Source organism: Tunturiibacter psychrotolerans (assembly GCF_051013365.1).
Taxonomy (GTDB): domain Bacteria; phylum Acidobacteriota; class Terriglobia; order Terriglobales; family Acidobacteriaceae; genus Edaphobacter; species Edaphobacter psychrotolerans_A.
In genome coordinates this window covers 5,101,529-5,118,836 of the sequence record NZ_CP132941.1, presented here as the reverse complement: position 1 = coordinate 5,118,836, position 17,308 = coordinate 5,101,529, and the positions used below count along the sequence as shown (strand labels likewise).

General features: G+C 56.1%; 17 protein-coding genes and 1 pseudogene. 9 read left to right on the top strand and 9 right to left on the bottom strand.

The window, feature by feature from the left end:
* Positions 1-22 precede the first annotated feature (22 nt).
* Positions 23-346 carry a hypothetical protein gene (locus RBB76_RS21815; protein WP_429634343.1) on the top strand — a complete coding sequence of 108 codons (324 nt, stop codon included), beginning with the start codon at positions 23-25 and terminating at the stop codon, positions 344-346.
* 22 nt (positions 347-368) lie between these two features.
* Positions 369-908 carry a PRTRC system protein E gene (locus RBB76_RS21810; RefSeq protein ID WP_429634345.1) on the top strand — a complete coding sequence of 180 codons (540 nt, stop codon included), beginning with the start codon at positions 369-371 and terminating at the stop codon, positions 906-908.
* A 118-nt stretch (positions 909-1,026) separates the two neighbouring features.
* Here the strand turns inward: RBB76_RS21810 and RBB76_RS21805 are convergent, their stop codons facing one another.
* Positions 1,027-1,692 (bottom strand): hypothetical protein, encoded by a 666-nt coding sequence (locus RBB76_RS21805; RefSeq protein ID WP_429634347.1) that lies wholly within the window; start codon positions 1,690-1,692, stop codon positions 1,027-1,029.
* A gap of 354 nt (positions 1,693-2,046) precedes the next feature.
* Here RBB76_RS21805 and RBB76_RS21800 point away from each other — a divergent pair, with 354 nt between their 5' ends.
* Together RBB76_RS21800 and RBB76_RS21795 are read left to right on the top strand one after the other, a co-directional pair.
* Positions 2,047-2,478, top strand: coding sequence for a hypothetical protein (locus RBB76_RS21800; RefSeq protein WP_429634349.1), 432 nt, complete (start codon positions 2,047-2,049; stop codon positions 2,476-2,478).
* Positions 2,475-3,980: an RAD55 family ATPase gene (locus RBB76_RS21795; RefSeq protein WP_429634351.1), complete on the top strand. Its 1,506-nt coding sequence runs from the start codon at positions 2,475-2,477 to the stop codon at positions 3,978-3,980. The genes RBB76_RS21800 and RBB76_RS21795 overlap by 4 nt, the downstream gene beginning before the upstream one ends.
* 244 nt (positions 3,981-4,224) lie before the next feature.
* Here RBB76_RS21795 and RBB76_RS21790 read toward each other — a convergent pair whose 3' ends face one another.
* The 5 genes and pseudogenes from RBB76_RS21790 to RBB76_RS21770 form a co-directional block, all read right to left on the bottom strand.
* Positions 4,225-4,815, bottom strand: a complete 591-nt coding sequence (locus tag RBB76_RS21790; RefSeq protein WP_429634353.1) for a hypothetical protein — start codon at positions 4,813-4,815, stop codon at positions 4,225-4,227.
* Positions 4,812-5,839, bottom strand: a pseudogene (locus RBB76_RS21785) (cation:proton antiporter). The gene RBB76_RS21790 and the pseudogene RBB76_RS21785 overlap by 4 nt, the downstream one beginning before the upstream one ends.
* Positions 5,840-5,917: 78 nt before the next feature.
* On the bottom strand, positions 5,918-7,642 hold the full coding sequence (locus tag RBB76_RS21780; protein ID WP_429634355.1) for a chloride channel protein: 1,725 nt from the start codon (positions 7,640-7,642) through the stop codon (positions 5,918-5,920).
* A complete protein-coding gene (locus RBB76_RS21775) occupies positions 7,639-8,781 on the bottom strand; it encodes a tetratricopeptide repeat protein (protein WP_429634357.1) in 1,143 nt (380 codons plus the stop codon). The genes RBB76_RS21780 and RBB76_RS21775 overlap by 4 nt, the downstream gene beginning before the upstream one ends.
* Before the next feature lie 140 nt (positions 8,782-8,921).
* The gene (locus RBB76_RS21770; RefSeq protein WP_429634359.1) at positions 8,922-9,809 is read right to left on the bottom strand and encodes a universal stress protein; all 888 of its coding nucleotides are present in this window, start codon (positions 9,807-9,809) and stop codon (positions 8,922-8,924) included.
* A gap of 1,106 nt (positions 9,810-10,915) precedes the next feature.
* Here RBB76_RS21770 and RBB76_RS21765 point away from each other — a divergent pair.
* The 5 genes from RBB76_RS21765 (at position 10,916) to RBB76_RS21745 (ending at position 14,621) form a co-directional block, all read left to right on the top strand.
* The gene (locus tag RBB76_RS21765) at positions 10,916-12,007 is read left to right on the top strand and encodes a hypothetical protein (protein ID WP_429634361.1); all 1,092 of its coding nucleotides are present in this window, start codon (positions 10,916-10,918) and stop codon (positions 12,005-12,007) included.
* A gap of 89 nt (positions 12,008-12,096) precedes the next feature.
* On the top strand, positions 12,097-12,567 hold the full coding sequence (locus tag RBB76_RS21760) for a siphovirus Gp157 family protein (RefSeq protein ID WP_429634363.1): 471 nt from the start codon (positions 12,097-12,099) through the stop codon (positions 12,565-12,567).
* 465 nt (positions 12,568-13,032) lie between these two features.
* A complete protein-coding gene (locus RBB76_RS21755; protein WP_429634365.1) occupies positions 13,033-13,230 on the top strand; it encodes a hypothetical protein in 198 nt (65 codons plus the stop codon).
* 51 nt (positions 13,231-13,281) lie between these two features.
* Positions 13,282-14,064, top strand: coding sequence for a hypothetical protein (locus tag RBB76_RS21750; protein WP_429634367.1), 783 nt, complete (start codon positions 13,282-13,284; stop codon positions 14,062-14,064).
* Positions 14,061-14,621, top strand: coding sequence for a hypothetical protein (locus RBB76_RS21745; RefSeq protein WP_429634369.1), 561 nt, complete (start codon positions 14,061-14,063; stop codon positions 14,619-14,621). The genes RBB76_RS21750 and RBB76_RS21745 overlap by 4 nt, the downstream gene beginning before the upstream one ends.
* Positions 14,622-14,863: 242 nt before the next feature.
* Here RBB76_RS21745 and RBB76_RS21740 read toward each other — a convergent pair whose 3' ends face one another.
* The 3 genes from RBB76_RS21740 to RBB76_RS21730 all read right to left on the bottom strand — a co-directional run bounded on the left by RBB76_RS21740 (position 14,864) and on the right by RBB76_RS21730 (position 17,139).
* Positions 14,864-15,604 carry a helix-turn-helix domain-containing protein gene (locus tag RBB76_RS21740; RefSeq protein WP_429634371.1) on the bottom strand — a complete coding sequence of 247 codons (741 nt, stop codon included), beginning with the start codon at positions 15,602-15,604 and terminating at the stop codon, positions 14,864-14,866.
* 114 nt (positions 15,605-15,718) lie between these two features.
* On the bottom strand, positions 15,719-16,138 hold the full coding sequence (locus RBB76_RS21735; RefSeq protein ID WP_429634373.1) for an NUDIX domain-containing protein: 420 nt from the start codon (positions 16,136-16,138) through the stop codon (positions 15,719-15,721).
* Between the two features lie 215 nt (positions 16,139-16,353).
* Positions 16,354-17,139, bottom strand: coding sequence for an arsinothricin resistance N-acetyltransferase ArsN1 family B (locus tag RBB76_RS21730; RefSeq protein WP_429634375.1), 786 nt, complete (start codon positions 17,137-17,139; stop codon positions 16,354-16,356).
* Positions 17,140-17,308 lie beyond the last annotated feature (169 nt).

The following is a 17,308-nucleotide window of genomic DNA, read 5'->3' as shown; positions in this document are numbered from 1 at the left end:
AGGAGCGTACCGGAGGCCGTTCATGAAGATGACACTTGATCCCGACCTTGCTGTGGAAGCAAAAGCGCTGGTTGTTTTGGCCTTTCGCAATGGCCCCATCGAAGAGTTACGCGCTGGAAGACCCTGCACGGTCTGCAGCGGAAAGCCCGAGGTCTCTCATGTCTCCGATGAAGAGATGAAGGCAGTGATGAAATCGGCGGTTGATACTCTCTACCGCCTTCTCTGGCGGCGCGACTACGATCCCGCTGCCTACAACGAAAGCCTGGCGTTCGGACGACGCCAGACCACGCACTGGGATGCTCCGGAACTCAAGAAGCCAAAGAGGAAAGGGTCGCGTCCCCTATGACCTTTCCTACGAGGAGATACCCATGTTCAAAGAACTCGCTCCCTACTTGCGGCAACGCGCTGTCCTGCTGACTGTAACCTATCTTGAGGAAGACCAGATTCGCGTCAACGTCATTCCGAAGAAGCTCAAGGATGGCGAGAATGCCGCGCTCACCACGCCTTTGAGTGTGACTGGGACCGCCGAAGAACTCGATCGAGACCTGCCGCCGACGCTCGTGAACTTCGTCTCATCTCATCTGCAACTGAAGAACTCGCTCGAGAGAGCGCAGGCCGAGATGGACGCCGCCGCGAAGACGGCACAGGCCGAAGCGCGCGCCAAGGCAAAGACGCCTATAAAGAAGGAGGCGATGAAGCCAGAGGATGCGAAGCCGGCTGCTGCCGCAAGGCCGGTGGAGATGGCCAAGCCGGAACTAGCGAAGACTGCTGGCCTCTTCGATGCGCCGTCCCCAGAGGCAGCAACTCCCGGATCCGCGGCCGAGGCGGATGATGAGGAGGGCATCGTCGCCGAGATTGAGGAAGAGGGGCAGATCCAAGAAGATGATGAGCTCGACGAGGCGGCCTGAACTCACCGTTCGTGGTCCCTATTGAGACTGCTACGACTGTATGGTCCGCTGTGCGACTGCCAGGGAGAACTGCCCTGGGCTTTCTATCATCCCCCTCTGGGTATCTCACTGGTGAAACTCAATTCATATAGCGGTTCTTTGGCGGGAGAAGTACGCTATCGTGTGAGCCGCCAGCCTTGCTTCTGACTAGCGTAAAAACATCTAACACAGTAGCAATATTACGGATGTTTCCCGCTACGCCCATAAGCTCGTCAATACCGTCATGTGTGTCCGCAAGGGTCTCAAGGCGTTCGCTCAGGTACCTGAGTTGGTCAGCCTCCAATAAAATATCCTTAAAAGGTCCGAGGTAGTTCTTGCCTGCTGCGGAGATACTCGGAGCTGTCGTGTCTAACTCCACTTTGACTTCAAGCCGAAGGGACGCATCTTCAATCAAACGCACCGTTGCTGCCTCGCCAAGAAGAGTAATAAACAGTCTGAGCATCTGTGCAATCAGAGTGATCCCGACCTCACCATCCTCAACTCCGCTCAGTGGAGTTTCGACTTCGCCAACCCCACGCAAGTCTCCAGTCGCCGTTACGCTCACGGCACTTAGGCTTGGAAACTGCGACTTAGCCAAAGACAAGGCACGAGAAGCGAGAGCCTGAAATGCATCAACTCCTACGGGGGCGCAGAATTGCCGGCGAAGCTTTTCATAGACCCGAAGTGTCGCAAGCTCGGTCTGTGCCGAGGGTGAATCAGCATCAGCTTCGGAAGCAATAAGCTTACGAGCCCAATCGCGAATCATTGGCGGAGGAAGCATCGGTTCTCTCCTTACACTAGGCCTCGCATTGAATGAGAGGTCTTATCGTTATGTTACCTTCTGCCGGTTGCCTTGACGCTGAAATTCCAGGCACTCTTCATACGACTCCATTGTGCATCACATCTAGCAAGCTAATGGAAATGGTCCCTCAAATATGAGCGATATTGAACAGAACAAATTATGTGTCAGTGGTGGTCACCTCCAGCGGTCATCAAAGGCGCCAACCGGAAGTAGCCCTCGATCAACGAACTTGAAGCTCTCCGGGGAGAGACGTCCTGCTTTGACCAGTCAGTGGATTTGCGACAGCGTAGACTCGTCTAGCAGGATGATGGTACGAACTTGCACGAACAGATGACGCGCAGCGCAGACACTCCTACAACACGCGAACTCGCCCAACGGCTGCTGGCTTATGAAGCGGTTGAGGCAGCGACGGCGAATGCGGACACGCAAACGGTATGTCGCGTATGCGACAAGCTTCGCCGTCCTCTAACCACGCTGGCCGGGGCAGCGGGCTTTCGTTCGCTCCTAGCGCGCGCATTGACCTTGGCAAAGCGCGAGTCTCCGGTCCTCGGCGAGTGGGAAGTTAAGTCGGACGGATCGCTACAAGGTCTGAACGGTGAAGCGGCGCAGTCGGGTGCCGTGCTCATTGCGCAGCTAATTGGGCTGATGATCACATTCATCGGTGAGTCTCTCACGCTCCGGCTCCTTCATGATGTGTGGCCAGATCTGCCCGGCTCCGAAATTAACTTTGAAAGGAACCAATCAAAATGAACGAGCAGAGCAAGGTCAAGATAAACCAATTGCCGACCGGAGTACCTGGACTTGATGAGATTCTTGGTGGCGGGCTACCCGAGTTTTCGTTCAACATCATCGCCGGTGCGCCCGGATGTGGCAAGACCACCCTGGCGCACCAGTTCATCTTCGCCAATGCCACGGTGGAGCGGCCCGCCCTTTACTTCACCGTACTGGGCGAACCGGCGCTGAAGATGCTGCGCTATCAGCAGCAATTCACTTTCTTTGATGCAGCCAAGCTGAACAATGCCGTGCGCTTCGTCAACCTGAGCCAGGATCTCGTCGAGCGCGGGCTAGAGGGAGTACTGGAAGAGATTTCCAAACAGGTGGAAGTCGCCAACCCGAGCATTGTCGTGGTGGACTCCTTCCGCACGGTGCTACGCAGCGAGATGCACGAAGGCAAGAATATGGCTGTACAAACCTTCGTGCAGCAGTTGGCGCTGCTGCTCACCAGCTGGGAGGCGACCACGTTTCTCATTGGCGAATATTCCGAATCCGAGGTACGCGACAACCCCGTCTTTACCGTCGCCGACGGTCTCTTCTGGCTCTTCCAACAAGTGGACCGGAACTCCGTCGTGCGCAAGATGCAGATCATGAAGCTGCGTGGGCAGGCTTCGGTGCCGGGACTGCACACCTTCCGCATCACGGAAACCGGCCTGCAGGCCTTTTCGCGAACTCTTGGCCTGGTTGGTCAAAGGAAGACATTTAGCAGTGTGAAGCGCCTTTCCATGGGTATTCCCGCACTGGACGAGATGATGGGTGGAGGCGTACCTGAGGGGGACAGCCTACTGATCGCCGGTTCCTCGGGAACTGGCAAATCGCTGATGGCGACGCAATTCCTTGCTGCGGGCATACTCGCGGGCGAACCAGGCATTGCGGCGGTCTTTGAAGAGCGACCCAACGAATACACCGCGCGCGCCTCTGAGTTCGGACTCGACCTTCAGACGCCGCTTGCCGAAGGAAGCCTGGAAGTGATCTACCTCCGGCCGCTCGATTTGTCGGTGGACGAGATGATGCAGGAGATTCTCGACGCCGTGAAAAGGACGGGCGCAAAGCGTCTGGTGATCGACTCCCTGGCCGGCTTCGAGATGGCCTTGGCACCCTCCTTCCGCGCCGACTTTCGCGAATCGCTCTATCGAATGATCTTCGCCCTGACCGCTATCGGTATCACCATCCTGAGCACCCTAGAGATGCCGGAGACCTTCACCGAGCTGTCCTTCAGCAGCTATTCGATCTCGTTCCTCACCGACGACATCATCCGGATGCGTTATGTGGAGATCGATGGTGAACTCTGCCAGATTATGATGGTGGTGAAGATGCGCAGGACCGCCCACAGCCGGGATATCCGAAAGTATCAGATCACCGCCGACGGCATCGTCATCGGGGAGCGCTTGAAGAACTACGTAGACCTCATCACCGGAATCCCGCAGCCGCTTTCGGTATTGCGCGCGGAAGAGCTGCTCCTCAACCGAAAGGTTTGACCCGGAGGCGAGATGGAAACCGAACAGGTAGACAACGCCGCACAGGAGATAGATTTTCCGACGCTTTGCCGTGGGCTGTTGTCGTGGACACCGAAGCAGGAGCGCGTGACTTCTATCGGAAGCTCGACTTTGCTCCACTCCCGTCACAGCCCGACAGGCTCTTTCTGTCAATGAAACAATTGCGAGGCTCTTTGTGCCTTGAGACCACACATTTGGTGAGGAAGGGTTTTGCGCCGATCCGGCTCTAGCGCACAACAATCGACCCCGTATGCACACGGCTCTCTTCTAAGTCGAGATCTCGTTGCAGCGTCCTCAGCACTTCATCATCGATCTGTCCTTCATCCCACAGCCGGATCAGCGCGGCTCGCTGCGACTGAAGCACACCTAAAATTGCGTCGCTCCGGCGAGCCTGATCGACTAGACCCTGCACCCGCCCTTCCCGTTCCACCGGTATCGTGTCCAACCTTTGTTGATAACCCGCGATCAACTGCCCGTACATCGCAGACTGGTCCCGATTCTTCGACCGGCTCCTGTCGAGATACACCAGGGCCTCTCGCAGCAATACCCGCCGCGCCTCCTGCTCTTCGGCTTTCATGCCAACCGGCTCCGACAGTCCCAGCCTTCGAATGAGTCCTGGCAGCGTCAGCCCCTGAACCACTAGAGTCGCCACGATCAGGCAAAACGCCAGATAGATGATCATGCTCCTCTGCGAGAACATCCTTCCATCCGGTAGTTCATAGGGCAACGACACGGCCGCAGCCAGCGACAACACCCCGCGCATCCCACCCCACCCAATCACAAACAACCTTCGCGGGTCCGGGCCGTCAACCTTCACCTTTTGCACCCACCGCCGCACCGCATAGGCGAGATACGTTTCTCCGAATACCCAACTCGCACCGCGATCATGACCGCGCTGAATCCAACCCCATATTCCAGGAGGACGCTGCGGCTCATGCCGCTAATCTGGCTCATCACATACGGCAGCTGTAGCCCGATCAGCACAAATACAATCCCATTCAGCACAAACGTCAATGCGTCCCACACCGCTGTCGCCTGCAGCCGCACCTGCGGTGACATGTACTCCGGGCTCTTCCGGCTCATATACATGCTGCAGGCAATCACTGCGATCACACCTGAGACATGTACCCGATCGCCCATAAGATAAGTGGCATAGGGTACGAGAATGCTGATGACGATCTCGATCGGGCGTCGTCCACCCACCTCTCGAACAACGCCACCACTGCGCCGATTGCCAGCCCGATCAATACGCCGCCGCCTGTCAAGAAGACCAGTTTTCCAACCCCCTCCACTATCGACGGAGTGCGCCCCGTCACCAGCATGAGCAGCCCAAACTGCAGCGCCAGCAACCCAGTGCCATCGTTCACCAGGCTCTCCGCCTCCAAAATATCCACGATGTGTTGCGGCAGGCCAACCCTCCGCGCAATCGACGTTGCCGCAATCGCATCCGTCGCCGCAACGACCGCCCCAAGCAGCACCGCTGATCTCCAGTCGAAACCCGGCAACAACGATCCCGCCGCCATCGCCAATCCCAGCACCGTGAACAGTACGAGCCCCACCGCAAGCATCGCTATGCTCACAAAGTTTCGCTGGAACTCCCTCCACGACAGGGTCCACGCAGCCGAATACAGGAGGGGTGGCAAAAATACGAGGAACACCAGATTCGGATCAAGCCCGATCCGAGGTATCCCGGGCAGAAAGCTCAAGAGCAGCCCGGCAATCACCAGCAGGATTGGATATGGAACCTTGAGTCGCCGCGCGAGCCCGGCAAAGACCGCAACAAACACCAGCAACAGCAGGAATACCGCCTGCACCGCCTGCACGCCGGAACCGGTCAGCATCAACCCACCTGCCAGATGCAGAGCGCGGGCGCAGACCGGCCGACGTAGTGAGACACAGAGAGCATGTTCTATTATCTGCTAGAGTTTGGGGCTAACTGAGCCGTTCTTTGGCGTGTCCAATTCCTTCTGCACAAATTGAATCACCGTCTCCGCTGTGATCATACCTTCGAGGCGATCGGTCTGGTCACGGCTCACGACAGGCAGCAGACCTGGGTTTTTGGCAAGCCTATCCAGCACAAGTTCAAGCGGGTGATCGGGATGAACACGAGCGCCATCGCCGGTGGCGATCGATCCGATCGAAGCATTGGCACCGCCGGAACTGAGCGCGCGTTCGATTTGACCTCGGGTCACGAGGCCGAGATAGATCCCGTCACTCCCGACCGGAAAGCTCTCCGCATTGGTTTGTGAGGCTATCCCAGACGCCGACTGGACCGAGCTGTCGGGCGAAACCAAAGTGAAGTCCCGTGTCATGACGTCGCGGGCACGCCAAACTCCATTCACAGATCCAGTCCCCGGTTCAGGTAGGTGCACGTCGTCCTGCTCCAGTAACGCGCGATAGAGTGGAACCGGCTGGTATCGCTTTGAAATAAGGTAGCTGATCATGTTGGCTACCATCAGCGGAACCAGGACCTGGTAGTCCTGCGTCAGCTCGAAGATCATAAACACCGAAGTCATGGGTGCACGAACGATTCCGGCGAACAGCGTGCCCATTCCGACCAACGCATAAGCCCCAGGATCACCCGTCGGAAAGGGAGCAAAGCGGTGCATCAGTACGCCAACGGCTCCGCCCGCCATGGCTCCAAGATAGAGGCTTGGAGCAAAGATCCCACCTGCATTTCCGGAGGAGTAGGAAACGATGGTAGCCACGAGTTTTGCGAAACATAGCAGGAGCATCGTTTTGAGCAGAAGGCCGCCATTCATCGCTTGATCAACGAACTGGTAGCCAACGCCCATGACCTGGGGGAAGAAGATCAGGATGACGCCAATGATCAGACCACCCAAAGCAGGCTGAAGGATCTTGGTCCACTTAGGCATTCCACGGAACAACAACCGGGCGTGGAGCAGCCCCTTGCAGAAGGCGAGCGAAACGATTCCGCCCACAATCCCAAGGATGAGGTAACCAATTAGCTCGGCGGGATTGACGAGATGATACGCAGGCACGTGAAAGATGGGGTTGTTGCCGAGAATGGAGCGTTCAACGATGACCGCTGCAACGGATGCCACGACCGTAGAACCCAACAGGGTCGCGTTCATATCTCCGATGATCTCTTCGAGGGCAAAGATCACCGCGGCGACAGGGGTATTAAACGCTGCCGATAGCGCCGCGGCCGCGGCCACGGGAACGAGGCTTTGCGCACGAGCTGGCGACAGATGAAACCATCTACCGATGGGAGAGGCGATGCCTGCTCCGATCTGCACCGACGGGCCTTCCCTTCCCATCGAGTGGCCCGATCCGATGCAGAGCACGCCGGTCAAAAATTTTCCGAACGCGACCCGGAACGGAACTTCTCCATGGTTGAGGTGATAGGCGGCCTCGATTTGTGGAACCCCACTACCGCGAGCCTCCGGGAAAAACTTTGCCAGCAAAAATCCCGTAACCAGACTCATTAACGTGGGAATAAGGATGTAACGCAGATTGGAGGGCGCTATTCCGAAGAGGAGGTGCGTCGTACCGTTGATTGCCAGAGTGAACAGCACCGCGGCCAGACCGGCAAAAATCCCGATGATGATGGTCAGCGCGAAAAATATGTGATTTTCGCGCAGGCGGAGCCGCTGCATGAACGACAGATTGGCAGTGCTCATGGTTGTGCACCGATATGTTTCTGGCCAATCAGAAGGAGTGCCTGATCCAAGCCGTCTGGTACTCTGCCGGCGGTTGAGGTTGCCTTTTCGATTGCGTAGATCAGGTCCACCCCGGTCTTGGTTTGCTCGGAGTCAGGAGGATGCCCGGAATGAAGCTCAGACTCCATCGTGAGAGCCTGCTCTTTGAGGGCGTTTAGTTGGGACAACTCTCCGCTGGCAGAGGTCTGACTAAGGTAGCCGTCTAGCCGCTGGGTGGCTTGGGTCAGGCCCCGAAGCAAACGTTCCCGCTCCTCCTCCTTTGCGAGATGCGGAGCGAGCGGATCTCCGGATAGAACCATCTCTGTGACCGACAAGAGACGCCGTGTGTTCTCGTTTTCTGGATTGAACTTCACAGCCGCTCTGAGATACCGCTCAGCTCCTGGGTAATCTCGCTGACGAAAAGCTGTTTCGCCGGCTTCCGTCAGCGCATACAAATCGTCCTTGTCCAATTCAATCGCTGCGTCGTAGTTCTTCAAAGCATGCTGCGCATCCCCTGTCTGCAGGAAAAGGCGCGCTGTCTCTACATGGGCGACCGCCGATCGTGGGAGGTCATCCTCCAAGATGAGCAACTCCGAAGGTGCAATGTTGCGCTGTTGATGCACCAGCAGGAAGCGAATCAACTCAACTCGCAGTTGCAGTTTCCGCTCATCTACCTGGGTCCCGGACCAGCGGCCGTAGAGCGCATTCCGGTAGTAGCCCACGGCGTCATCGACTTCTCCACGCCTGGCGGCGAGCCTGGCCAACTGGCTGTTGATCTCGGCATCTTCGGGATCCGCTTCCCGCAGTCGAAGCAGCGTCTGCTGGGCCTCTGCATCGTGACTCCCTGCTACCAACGCGTTCGCCAACGCGAGTGCATACGTCCGATCTCTGACGGCGTCGGTCGTTGCTCTGCGAAAGGAGTCGATTGCCAGATCGATCTGCCCCGCACTGAACTGGTGCTGACCGGCTCGGTACCAAATGGCAGCAGTTCGAGCGTCCATCTGATGTTCTTTCGCCGCCATACTTTTGGTAAATGCGTACACTCCTACAGCACCAACCGAGAGAGCGATCAACAAGAAGATCTCTCGGTTCAGAACGCGATATGTCGAGGCTTCATCCACAAAAAGCGTCCTCCGGAACATGATGGGTGGACGCGATGGAGCCCTTGACCGTCCGCTCTGTACTGGCTCGGAGGCTACTCATCGCGATCCACGCTCCGGCGATATGCCGATTGTCGGAAGCGAGGAGGGTGTCCGAGCCATCAGCCTCGCACCGTCAAAACTGGGCAATGAGCGTGGCATAGTACTTGATGAGCCGTAACCCAGGGGAAATGTGCGGAGACGCGGGGATGAACGGTAGAGTGTGGTCCCATAACAATGAGGTCTGCATCCTGGCGTTCCGCCACCTTCAAGATCTGTTCTGCTGGCGCGCCGACTTCTACGATAAGCTCCATCTCCACGGATGGTTCCGTACCGAGCGGAACAAGCTGTTCAAGCCGTTTCATCGCCCCCTCCCTCTCTCCCTCGAGGTATCCCGGCCGAACATTGCCGTGTCTCTCGACGGTATGCATCAAGCTCACGTGGGCGTGTTCCGTGTCCGTCAGAAAGAGAGCATAGGCGAGGTTTCTAGCCGAACCAGGCATCAAGTCTGTTGAACACAGAATCTTTCGCAGCTTCAGTTCGGCTATTGGTTTCGTGGAGACGTCTGGCCCTACCGTGAGCACGGGACAAGGCGCGGAATAAACAATCTCTTCTGATACGGAACCTAGCAGAACTTTCTTCGCGCCACCTCGTCCATGCGTCCCCAGTACGACCAGATCAATTTTGTGTCTTCGGATCAATTCTGCGAGAACCAGAGGGAAATCTCCCTCGCTCTCTTCGACGAACTCGTGATGGTTAATTCCCTGGAGCATCTCGGACGCCACAAGATGCTCCATCTTATCCACCGCGGAATGTCGAAAGAAGAACGGGTCCGGGGGCTGTGCATCCTCGCAGATCTCTGCAGAAACAACGCTCACTATATTCAGCAGGCTGTGGTAACGGCGGGACACTCCGACGGCGTAGGGTAGTGCCGCTTCCGAGCAAGACGAAAAATCAGTCGCGAACAGAATATTGCGGAGTGAGATATTTGAAGTAACTGGCAAACTCATCGCATACTTCCTTGAGAAGCGCCAAACCGTTGCTTTCCGCTTCCAGGGCTCTCAGGTTGCTAAGGCTCACCTCAACAAGCGGACCGTTTGCCCATCCTACTCCTCAGGGTGCCATTCCTCTCACTGCTCACGGGACTGCTCGAGAAGAGCCCGATCGATCAGGATGATCCAATGAGCAATTGTGAACAGCTTTCAGAGATCCCTCCGTCCGATACTAGTACCGTACTTCGAGTTGCGCTTTCGCGTTAGAGCTTCAGGCTTGACGCCTCTCGCGACCGAGGACATGCAATACACAGGATGGTTCGATGCACATTAATCTGGATCTAAGATTGATCGCTGGTGTGGTTTTCCTAGCGACGACTTTGGCTGGTTCCGTTGCTCTTTATTTCTACGTTCAAAAAAGGAGAAGAGACTTCGGCGTCGCTACAGAACCGCCTAACGGCAATAGCGCCCTAAATGTCAAAAATCCCAAACTCTGATGAAGAGAAGGGACTTCATCGGTCCCTGAAGTCTGCCGTTGAGTAGCGTTTGTCGGAAGCTACGTGGTCACGATCATCAAGCAATTTCTTTCCCTTGAAACTGGTGCTCGTTAGTTGCTTTGACGGCTCGGCTTTTCCCTGCGGCTTGACGTAGAACGTCTATAGTTGCCCTGGGAGTTGGCTGGACCGTGAAACGACTGTCCAGCTCCGACGAAGACTCGGTCAATAAAACTCTCCGGTCCGTAGTAGCCAGATGGGGCGCAATTATCGGGTGGAGCTTCGTAGCAGCTGCACGGGCATACGGAGGCTTCGGCTTGTGTTCTGGGAACTGCTCCCGTACGGGTTAGTGCAACAACCTTAAGCCTACGCGTTGGCATGAAACTCAACTAAGGTCGATGCGAATTGTGCCTGAAGTGGGCACATCCCGCGAAATATAAGTTTCATATCGAACGGCTAACGAAGCTACCTTCACCCGTCGATTTCACAGACGCACAGACGCACAGATGCCTCGCCGAACTCCCCTCGCCGATCTGACGCTTGGAGTATCGATCCGAGGCTGTGGGAATTCGACAGCGACTCCTACTTCCCTGCCTCTCTTTCAATCAACCCAAACAAGGAGAACACCACATGCTCCTCACAATGGAGTCCAAAACTGCTGCGGCCCACAAACTCGAGCAATTGATCGTAAGAGGCCGGACAAAAGCTGGCGAGGTCATCGACCACGTCATGAACAGTCAACCCACGGACCGCCTCCAACCCGGTTGCAACCTTCTCTTCGACGCCGAAGACGATCGTGGAGTGCAAATCACCTACTCAGATTCTCAGACTGGAAAGATCCGGCAGCGGCTGCACCGTCATGCCGTTCAGCAAATGGCACAGACGGCAGATCTTCCAATCAAGTTCCTTGACGGCCTGCAGACCACGCCGGAGAGGTGGGCAAAGGAACTGCTTGCGCACAATCTGAGAACGATCTTCGCGAATCGCTTCGCGAAGAATCGCTATCTCCTACGCTCTGTTCAGGGAGAGGTTCGCGGATTTCTCTCCGATCGTTACCGGAGGCTCGATTCGAGGCCGATTGTCGAAGCGTTCGCTTCAGCCGTGCAGTTGAAGGGTGCCCTGCCGTACGACGGATACGTGACCGACACCAAGATCGCCATTCAGGCAATTATGCCGGAGGTCTATGAGCCCATCCCCGGCGAGATGGTCGCATACGGGCTGAGTCTTGAGAACTCGGACTTTGGGAACGGGGCCTTGTCTGTCCGCGCCTATCTCCTGAGGATCTGGTGCTCGAATCTGGCTATTACCCAGGAGGAGATGCGCCAGGTTCATCTCGGGAGGCGGCTCGACGATTCGATGTTGTACTCACAGAAGACCTACGAGCTCGACGCCGAAACCACGGTGAGTGCGCTTAAGGACGTCATTGCAACCCAGTTGAACGCCGAAGCCCTGCGCAGACGCATGGAATCGATCCGCCAGGCAAACGATGCCGTCGTGGATCCAAGGAGCGCGAAGGAGTCGCTCAAGAAGCTCTTGCTCAAGTCGGAGACGGATGCGGTCATCGATGCCTACAACTCCCCGGACACCTACAATCTTCCTGCCGGAAGCACGACATGGCGACTCTCCAACGCTGTTTCATGGGTAGCGGGCAAGACGGAAGACGCCGAACGCAAGCTCGAACTGATGAAGATCGCCGGCGAGATGCTGCCAAAAGCGGCTTAGCTGACAAAGCAAGGGAGGGACACCTCCCTTGCCCTTCCGGCTATTTCCAAACTGATTTTGGGGCATCGCAGCCTTCGAGGATAACTCTCATGTCTTCCATAGCAGTATCAAAATCGCTCTTTGAAATCGATGCAGACCTCGACGATCTCCTGGAGGAGATTCAGGAGGAGATGGACAGCAAAGGACAGGCCTCTACAGAGCAAACCACCATCTTTGAAGCATTCTGTCAGGCGCGTGGAGAAAAGGTGGACCGGATCGGTCGGTTCCTGCGGATGATGGAGGCGCGCGCGGCCTATTGCCGGAACGAGGCGAACCGTCTCCACGAACGCGCTCGCAGCTCCGACCGGAGATCCAACCAAACCAAAGCGATGGTGCTGTACTACCTGGGAAGCCGCGGTCTCAAAAAGATCGAGGGCATGGAGTTCACGTTGAGGAAGCAACAGAACAGCCAGGACTCTGTGCTCGTTACGGATGAGCAACAGATCCCCATGCATTACAGGATCGTTGAATCCTCGATGGATGGCGCTCTCTGGGAGGAGATCCTCGACAACCTGCCTTAGGCTCTCAAGCAGGCGATGCGGGCTTGCCTCAAACAATCCCTGGTAAGCAGTGAAGCAATCAAGCAAGCGCGGGAGAAGATACCGGGCGCGGAGGTACGCCGCGGAGAACATCTGCGCATTGTGTAGGAGCCCTATAAGCCATGGGTTCATACGCACAGGAAGGTAACTTCTCGAGTGTGTAACTGCCGGGAGCCAGTCGGCACCTATCGGCGAAAAGGCGGGAAATCCTAAAAAAAGCAATGAAATTGTTAAAAACTTGGCGTATCCGTCAGTTTCACGTCGAGTTTCTAGCCTCGTTTCGAAGGGCATGCAGTCCTCTCCTGAAAGTCGATACCGAAACAGATAGCAGGAGATTAATTCGTCAAATTTCGTATACGCCAGAGAGCTAACGAATCCGTCGGGATCTCGAACCATGCTCCCTAGTCTCCGCGCAGCGCACATTTGCGCCGCGAAGGAGATTTCCCGATGTTCAAGCATGTTGGTCGTAAGTTGATACTCGCAGCCTCAGTCACCGCGTTGACTGGCACCGTTGTTCACGCCCAAACCACGTCCCCTACTCCCCCTCCAACGACTCCAACGCCAGGCAGCGTGACCGGAGGTGATCCGGAGCCGACTTCACCGGATATCATCCACATCATCCTTGCGGTTCTCACCCTGGCTTAAAATGGATCTGCGGTCTTGATCTGAGACTACCGCCCGAACGGGAGAATTGAAGTGCATTTGACTGGCATCGATCTCCTGTTCTGGGCTGGTAGCTTCCTTGCTCACCTCGTCTTGCTATCGGTTCTCTTGGTCCGTCGCCGTGCCGGAGAGTTCCCGATCTTCACGACTCTTATCGGTGCAAACATCGTGAGAACGATCGTGTTGTTTCTGATCCAGCTATACGGGACCAGGGCGGACTATTTCTACACCTACTGGACCCTGGCAGTCCTCGACGTCCTGTTGCAGCTCGCTGTCGTTTACGAGATGACGTCGCTCATATTTCGCCCGTTAGGAGCATGGGCAAGTGATATTAAGCGCAGTCTTGTGGTGTGGATCGCCGGAAGCATTGCACTGGCGGCGGGGCTGACCTGGCTGGCGAGTCCGCCCACCCGGCTCTGGATTCAGACGGCGATGATCAGGGGCAATTTCTTTTCTGCGGCGTTACTGAGCGAGCTGTTCGTCGGGATGATCGTCTTGTCGGTGACAGCCGGCCTACCCTGGAAGACCCACGTCGCAAGGATCTCCCAGGGACTGGGAACCTATTCCATTGCCACTGTATTGATAGAAACAGGCCGGACCTACTTCGGTCTCAAGCGCGACACCCGAACCTACGACGAACTGTCCCATACGCGAATCGCCATCTATCTAGTCTGCGTCGTCTATTGGATTATTATGTTGTGGCGGGAAGCACCTCAACCTCGTGAACTCTCAGAGCACATGCGCGGACAATTGTTAGCCTTGCAAAGACAAGCCGAACACCAGTTGCAGAGCCTTCGATCACGGAGAGACGAGTGAGCACGCGTACAGTTTACTTTCTCGCGGCTGCGGTAGGTTTCCTCGTCTCTCTCATCGCGGTCGGGCTTTACTACTATCGTCGATCTCGTCAAACCTCCAATGGGAGCTGGGGGCAGCTGCTCGGACGGCTGACCTTCATTGACCGTGATAGCGTCGCTCGGATCGCCATGGATTACGCCGATGAATCGGGGCAACGCAGGACAGACGATGCCGCCTCCGAACTTGAGCCAGCCCAGATCTCGAAACTCATCGGCGGTCTCAAGGGACTCGAGATCCTCGAACGAAACAGCGCGGTCCTGATTGACATCGCCTTTTATGTGCAGCAATGGTATCCCGAGGCGGTCGTAGTCGCGGAGGATCTGCGGCTTACTGCGCGAGAGATCGAGTGGCATGTCGAGAGGCTCAGGGGTGCAGCAAAGACGGGCAACCTCGAAACCTCTTTCGCTTCTTATGCTCAGCCGGCGATCGCGAAGTACTACCTCATGACACAGCGTGTGCTTGCACTCTATGAACAAGGAAACCTTCCGATGATTCTTGACTTGCAGCGAACAATCTAGCCCGGGACCTCTGAATGGTCGAGAGCAGTTTCTCTCGTCCTCCCCACTCCACCGCGCTCGCTCGACCGACGCTGATAAGAATGTCGCATCCTGCTACCTGGTTTTTGTTGCAAGGCTCCTCCACTTAGGTCTTCAATGGAGGGTGGCCAATCCCATGGTGGCGTCGCACTGGCCGGCGCCATTTCCTTTCCACCGAAGTGGCATGACCAAGCAGTGAATGGGACGAGATCTCCGCTTCAGAACTATGCGACGAAGCGCATGGCCCCCGCGACGACGCGTCCAATGACTTCTACCTCTTTTCGGTAGCGCCAACGCTGACTGGCTGCATGGGAAAGCGGATGAGTCACCAGGGTCAGCCAGATCGAGTCTCTGTCCAGTTCGCACCAACCGCAGACATAACCAGCATGCGTAAGGAGAAAATAGATGGGTCGATCGAATTCATTTGCCCAATCTTTGCGCCATTGGATCGCCCGCTTCTGGGTATCTATCTTGATGATGGAGCCCGCTCGGAGCATCGGATCGAGCGTTCGATCGCGCCGGCCGATGATGGCCCGCCGGTATTGACTTGGCTGCATACCGTCTTCCGGAGGGAGAAGGGTTGTCTCCTCAGGCGGCAGATCGGAGCTGAAGCCATCCGGCAACAGGTAACGTGCCTGCTCTTCCAGGGGACCTTTGGCCAGCAGAAGCGTCGTATTGGGACCCTGTCCCTGGAACTGGTTGGAGTGTGGCAATGCGGCTCCGCCAGGCCTGCATTGGCGCAGTAACTCCTCAGGCGGCAGGTTGTAGATCGTAGCCAAAGAGATCAGCTTGGGGATGGTCAGCTCATGTTTTCCCCGTTCCACTCGCGCAAGCCAACTGCCGGAGATCTGATAGGTCGGTTCTCCACATTCCTGAGCAAGGCTGAAGCTACGTTCTTCCACCTCGCGCAACGAAAGTCCCCATTGCAGGCGAATTGCCCGAAGCTGTGTCCCTATCCCCGCCATCGATAGCCTCCCAATCCCAATCCTTCAAATGATTCCCGGAAAGACAATCCGTTGCAGAATTATCCACGAGTGAGGGTCGAGAGGACAATTTTCCCTCATTGGCTGATTCATCGCTCAACCCCAGGCAGGCCTGGAGAGCCCTCGCAAAAGCTCACGTTGTTCTTCGCGGATATATTCACCTGCCTCGTTCATTGAAAACCAGCGGCCGCGATCGACTTCAGGTATTTCGAGATGATGTCCGGTACGAGGAGGCCATTCGATCTCACACGTATTGCTCGTCAATTTGGCCGGATCGCAATCGCCCCGGAATGCCCATGCGTTGACGACCTTGCCACTCTTCTGATTGATCGAGCCTAGATCGACGAATTCGCCGATGGCCTGAAAGCCCGTCTCCTCTTCGAACTCGCGACGCGCCGCGGCAAGCGGATTCTCGTCCTGTGCATATTCCCCTTTGGGTATAGTCCACGCCCCCCTTGTCTTTCCTGGCCCAGAGCGGTCCTCCCGGATGAACGAGAAATACCTGCAACTGATCATTTGATGGACAAAACATCAAGAGGCCCGCACTGCGTTTTGGCATCCGTGATCACTCCAAGACGAAAAGAGATATCTGAGGATCTACTCTTAGCTTCGACCTCGATGCCGGCGCGGACTTCGCTAAGGGATCAAACTCGCAGTCAATCACAACTGAGCGACTGTGAGAAAGCAACAATATTGGTCGCTGAACCGTTAGTTCGAAGCGGAGAGAAGAGTCATCCGTTCAACAGAAGCAGTTGCCAGTACCCAACGTCGATCCAGTGGTCGAATTTCTTACCAACCTGCGTGAAATGAGCGACTTTCTCGAATCCAAACTTCTCGTGTAGCGCTACGCTGGTTTCATTTGGAAGCGCGATACCACCGATGACGGTGTGAAACTGTCGCTGACGAAGGCCGGTCAGCAACGCACCGTAGAGTTGAGAGCCGATCCGTTTTCCAACCGAATCGGGATGCAGATAGATCGTGGACTCGACGGAGTGGCGATAGGCGCACCGGCCTTTCCACTTGCTTGCATAAGCGTACCCCAGCAGCTGCTGTTCCTCTTCCCAAACGAGCCAGGGCAGACTCTGTAGAGTTTCCTCTATACGTTGCACCATGTCCTCGGGAGGGACCGGTTGCTCTTCAAACGTGATCGGCGTTTTTAAAATGTAGTGATTGTAAATATCGCAGATCTGTCCTGAATCATCCGTCGTCGCATGTCGAAGCAGTGAAAGCTGACAAACCCGTCTCCCCCAAGAAAACTGCAAAGGCAACGAAAAGAACGGAACAGGACGTGGACTAACAAGGAAGCCGAGGCCAGCGACCAACAGCTTAACCTCGGTACAGAGCAATCGATAGAGATCGACAGTGCCGAAATCGATTTTGGAGGAATTCAGGAATAGGCTGTAGCAAACGAGCAGAGCTGTTCCCGCAAGGAACCAGCCAATCTGCTTCGCTCCAGAGGAACGATATAGGCCAGACTGGAAGCAGGCGTCCCCCTGTACCTCAAGATAAGCCGACACAGCGAGAACGGCGAAAACTCCGATGGGGGAAGAGACAAACTGACTGAACTACGGCAGTAGAGACCTCGCTTTGTGTGGGTCGCGAACAATTCATCACTCCCATGAGTGGCGGCTATGACTATGCGGAACAGTATTCCGAGAGTTCCAGCCTTTTACTCCAGCCTGTCGA

What these genes read in the sequence shown, in the direction of transcription:
- RBB76_RS21805 (WP_429634347.1), bottom strand. Translation starts at nt 1,692, where the DNA reads ATGATTCGCGATTGGGCTCGTAAGCTTATTGCTTCCGAAGCTGATGCT.
- RBB76_RS21810 (WP_429634345.1), top strand. Translation starts at nt 369, where the DNA reads ATGTTCAAAGAACTCGCTCCCTACTTGCGGCAACGCGCTGTCCTGCTG.
- RBB76_RS21760 (WP_429634363.1), top strand. Translation starts at nt 12,097, where the DNA reads ATGTCTTCCATAGCAGTATCAAAATCGCTCTTTGAAATCGATGCAGAC.
- RBB76_RS21765 (WP_429634361.1), top strand. Translation starts at nt 10,916, where the DNA reads ATGCTCCTCACAATGGAGTCCAAAACTGCTGCGGCCCACAAACTCGAG.
- RBB76_RS21755 (WP_429634365.1), top strand. Translation starts at nt 13,033, where the DNA reads ATGTTCAAGCATGTTGGTCGTAAGTTGATACTCGCAGCCTCAGTCACC.
- RBB76_RS21770 (WP_429634359.1), bottom strand. Translation starts at nt 9,809, where the DNA reads ATGAGTTTGCCAGTTACTTCAAATATCTCACTCCGCAATATTCTGTTC.
- RBB76_RS21780 (WP_429634355.1), bottom strand. Translation starts at nt 7,642, where the DNA reads ATGAGCACTGCCAATCTGTCGTTCATGCAGCGGCTCCGCCTGCGCGAA.
- RBB76_RS21735 (WP_429634373.1), bottom strand. Translation starts at nt 16,138, where the DNA reads ATGATCAGTTGCAGGTATTTCTCGTTCATCCGGGAGGACCGCTCTGGG.
- RBB76_RS21815 (WP_429634343.1), top strand. Translation starts at nt 23, where the DNA reads ATGAAGATGACACTTGATCCCGACCTTGCTGTGGAAGCAAAAGCGCTG.
- RBB76_RS21795 (WP_429634351.1), top strand. Translation starts at nt 2,475, where the DNA reads ATGAACGAGCAGAGCAAGGTCAAGATAAACCAATTGCCGACCGGAGTA.
- RBB76_RS21740 (WP_429634371.1), bottom strand. Translation starts at nt 15,604, where the DNA reads ATGGCGGGGATAGGGACACAGCTTCGGGCAATTCGCCTGCAATGGGGA.